Source organism: Micromonospora craterilacus (genome assembly GCF_003236315.1).
Classification (GTDB): domain Bacteria; phylum Actinomycetota; class Actinomycetes; order Mycobacteriales; family Micromonosporaceae; genus Micromonospora; species Micromonospora craterilacus.
Genome location: NZ_POTY01000375.1, coordinates 1 through 3,927, shown reverse-complemented (window position 1 = coordinate 3,927; position 3,927 = coordinate 1). Strand labels below are relative to the sequence as shown.

At 71.8% G+C, this 3,927-nt stretch carries 4 protein-coding genes; 2 read left to right on the top strand and 2 right to left on the bottom strand.

Annotation, left to right across the window (positions count from 1 at the left end):
* Positions 1-246 precede the first annotated feature (246 nt).
* Positions 247-804, top strand: a complete 558-nt coding sequence (locus tag C1I95_RS32445) for a phosphatase PAP2 family protein (protein WP_111219745.1) — start codon at positions 247-249, stop codon at positions 802-804.
* A gap of 62 nt (positions 805-866) precedes the next feature.
* Here the strand turns inward: C1I95_RS32445 and C1I95_RS32440 are convergent, their stop codons facing one another.
* The gene (locus C1I95_RS32440; RefSeq protein WP_233514027.1) at positions 867-1,826 is read right to left on the bottom strand and encodes a cation diffusion facilitator family transporter; all 960 of its coding nucleotides are present in this window, start codon (positions 1,824-1,826) and stop codon (positions 867-869) included.
* Between the two features lie 160 nt (positions 1,827-1,986).
* On the opposite strand from C1I95_RS32440, the gene C1I95_RS32435 reads away from it, so the two are divergent.
* Positions 1,987-2,346 (top strand): ArsR/SmtB family transcription factor, encoded by a 360-nt coding sequence (locus C1I95_RS32435; RefSeq protein ID WP_111219741.1) that lies wholly within the window; start codon positions 1,987-1,989, stop codon positions 2,344-2,346.
* Positions 2,347-2,427: 81 nt separating this feature from the next.
* On the opposite strand, the gene C1I95_RS32430 is transcribed toward C1I95_RS32435, so the two are convergent.
* On the bottom strand, positions 2,428-3,927 hold a 1,500-nt coding region (locus tag C1I95_RS32430; protein ID WP_438941359.1), incomplete at its 5' end, for a ricin-type beta-trefoil lectin domain protein.

The following is a 3,927-nucleotide window of genomic DNA, read 5'->3' as shown; positions in this document are numbered from 1 at the left end:
GGCCTGCTGAGTCTGAGGGCGGGCGAGGGTGGCCATTTCCGCGCCCCCATACGCAATGATCTTGAAGCGGCCTCTGCGTTCGGCTGACCGCCGCTGCGGACCTCGGCTTTTCAGCGCAAACTCAGCTCGCCTGGATAACCCTGGTAGACGGCGCCGCGATTCGGCTCCCTGTGGGAGTCGGCGCCGGAAGTCCACGGCAGTTGGCGGCTACCCGCTGGTAGCCGACACCACGGAGGCTTACTGGGGATGAACTACCACCTGTTCCAGATGATCAACGGGGCAGCCGGCGCCCATGACCCGGTCGACGACCTGTTCGAGTGGACCGCGACCTGGCTGATCTTCGTGATGGCGGCGGTCACACTGGTGCCGGGCCGCACGTTGCTCCGTACCGGTGTCTGGGCCGTGCTGGTGCGGGTCGGGGCGTCGCTGCTTCTCGCCCTCGGCCTCGGCCAGGCGGTCGGGCACCTCAACCACGAGGCGCGGCCGTTCCAGACCCACGTGGTGCACCAGCTCATCCCGCATGCCAGCGACGTCTCCATGCCCAGCGACCACGCCACCGTCGCATTCGCGCTGGCGTTCGCGGTCACGGCGTTTCTCTCCCGACGCTGGGGAGTGGTGTTGATCGTCCTGGCGACCGCCGTCGGGTTCGCCCGCGTCTGGGTCGGTGTGCACTATCCCGGTGACGTCCTCGCCGGCGCCGTCATCGGCGCGGTGGCGGTGACGACCGTGCTCGGCGTCGAACGACTCCTGCACCACCGGAACGCGTCGGCGTCGCGGGCACCGGCCGGCGGCGGCCGCCGATGACCCCGGACCGCTGACGGCCTCCGCCCAGGACCGAGCCCACCCTCGCGGACGGCATCCGCGAGTCATGCGTCGAGGTGCCGTCGCTGGTGGGACAGGTCGGTATGGTGGTGCCGGCCGGGGTGGCTGTGCGGGTCGGTGTGCACGGTCGCGCTGGTCAGCCGGGCGACCGTGTGGGTGAGTTGGTGTTCGGCGTCGGCGGCGATCTCGTGTGCGGCGATCAGGCTGAGGTCGGCGTCCACGACGAGGTCGGCTTCGGCGTGCAGGCGGTGGCCGATCCAGCGCAGTCGTACCGCGCTCACGTCGCGGACACCGTGGATGCCGCGCAGGGTGGTTTCGGCCTGGTCGACGAGGGCGGGGTCGACGCCGTCCATCAGCCGCCGGTAGATCTCCCGAGCGGCGTCCTTGAGGACGAAGGTGATGGCGACGGCGATGGCCAGGCCGACGACCGGGTCGGCCCAGTGCCAACCGAGGGCGGCGCCGCCGGCGGCGGCGACGACGGCGAGGGAGGTGTAGCCGTCGGTGCGGGCGTGCAGGCCGTCGGCGACGAGGGCGGCGGAGCCGATCCGGCGGCCGACCCGGATGCGGTACCGGGCGACCAGTTCGTTGCCGACGAATCCCACCAGGCCGGCACCGGCCACCCAGGGAATGTGGGTCATCCCGGTGGGGTGCAGGAGCCGGTCGACGGCGGTCCAGGCGGCGGCGACGGCGGAAGCGGCGATGGCGGCCACGATGATGATGCCGGCGACGTCCTCGGCTCGCCCGTAGCCGTAGGTGTAGGTGCGGGTGGCCGCCTTGCGCCCGAGCAGGAAGGCGATGGCGAGGGGCACGGCGGTCAGCGCGTCGGTGACGTTGTGCAGGGTGTCGCCGAGCAGGGCCACCGAGCCGGAGAACACCACGATGACGCCCTGGGCGACGGCGGTGATCCCGAGACCGACCAGCGAGATCCACAGGGCCCGCAGGCCCGCCCGGGACGTTTCCAGGGCCGGGTCGATCTTCGCTCGGGAGTCGTGCGAGTGCGGCACGACCAGGTGGCGCAGCCGATGCCAACCGGCGGCGAGTTTCCCGCGGCCGTGGCGATCATGGGAGTGGTGGTGGTCAGGGTGGTGACCGTGCGGTCTCACTGTGCCCCCAGGCGATATCGGACGCGCGGGCGGGCGCCGGCGACGGCGATAATATGTGCTCATGTACGCACGCGACAATGTTGCAGGTGCCAGTGACCTGCAAGAACAGCCGCCTGGCGGCCGCGAGGTGGGGGCGGCGGTCGAGATGTTGCGGATGCTGGGCGACGGGACACGGCTGCGGTTGATGTGGCTGCTCAGCGAGGGCGAACACGACGTGAGCGCGCTCGTCGCCGCGGTGGGGATGGCCCGGCCCGCGGTGTCGCAACACCTCGGCAAGCTTCGCCTCGCCGGGCTGGTGAGTGTGCGGCGGGAGGGGCGCCGGGCGCTCTACCGGGCCCGGGGCGGACATGTGCGCAGACTGGTGGCAGAGGTGCGGCACGCCGCGGCGCACCGGGTGACCGGTGCTCCGGAGCACGATTGACCGCCGAATCTCGCACCGCCCGGCGTCAGCCGCGGCACCGACGTGCGGGAGCCGGACCGGCTCCCGCACGCCTCGATGGTCTCAGCCGCGCCGCCACTTCTGGTTCGCGCCGCCCAGGCACTCCCAGGTGATCAGGCGGGCGCCGTCGGCGTTGACCCAGCCTCCGATGTCGACGCACTTGTTCGCCTGCGGGTTGACGAGGTCTCCGGCGGCGGACAGGACGAACTGTTGCGCCGGGTTGCCGCTACAGTTCGCGATCTGGATCGTCGCGCCGTTGTCCCGGGAACCCCAGGCCACGTCCATGCACATGTTGTTCTGGGTGCGCAGCGTCCCGTTGACGAAGGTCCACGACTGCGCCGAGGTGCCGTTGCAGGTCCAGGTCTGCAGCGGTACGCCGTCGGAGAAGTTGGAGTTCGGCACGTCGATGCACTTGTTGTTCCAGTTGCTGATGATCCGGTTTCCACCGCCACCGCCGGTGGTGACCAGGGTGAGCCCGTAGGCGCCCAGGATCTCGTTGACCGGCTGGAACCAGGTCTCGCCGCCGGTGGAGCAGTTGCCCCAGCCGCCGGAGGTGACGCCCTGCGCCTGGTTGCCGCTGAGCCAGGCGCCGCCGGAGTCGCCGCCCTGGGCGCAGGCGTTGCTGCGGCTCAGCCCGTGCACGGCACCCTGCTGGTAGTTGACCGTCTCGTTGCGGCCGAGCAGGGTTCCGCACCGCCAGCCGGTGGTCCGACCGGAGCGGCAGACGGAACTGCCGATCGAGGCGTCCTGGGAGCCGGCGACCGCCACGTTGCCGCCGGAGTAGTTGTTCACCCACGGCTGCGGGGTCCAGTTGCTGTTGGTGCGGACCCAGCCGTAGTCGCGGCCCGGGAAGGTCGAACCGGCGAAGTTGCCCTGGGCGACGTTGTTGTAGCCGAGCGTCGGGCTGCCGACCCCGCCGCAGTGTCCGGCGGTGACGAACCCGCCGTGCACCGCGAAGCCGACCGAGCAGAGAGTGTTGCCGTTGATGACGTACTGGTCCCCACCGCGGATGTCGTAGCGGATCTGGGGCGCCTCGGCCGACTCGGCGATCCGGACCAGGTCCGCGTTGACTCCGCTGGCCGCGACGAACGCCGCCGCCTTCGCGGTGGCCCGCGCCCCGGCGGTCACCACCACCTGGTTGGCCGCCACGTCGACGTACCAGCCGTGGACGGCGGCCGGGGTCGCCTTCCCGGCGTTGCGGTCGAGGGTCTGCTTGACCCGGTCCAGGGTGGACTCGCTGTGGGCGGCCGTGGTGACCTCGGCGCCCTCGGACCGGACGACGCCGGCGAGCGCTGGATCGGTGACCGCCACGGTCAGGCGTTGCCCGCCGGACGGGATCCAGGCGCCGGCGAAGGCCGTGCCGAGCCGGGCCCGGAGGCGCCGTTCGACGCTGGCGGCGCCCGCCTCGACGCGGAGTCGGGTGATGACCTGCGCGTCGGTCAGCCCGAGGTCGCGACGCATCGCCCGGACCATCTCCGGCGCGAGGTCGGGGGCGGGTGTCGTCACCGTGGCGCCGGTGGGGGAGCCGGAGGTCTGGGCGGCCGACGGCGACGGGGTGGCGAT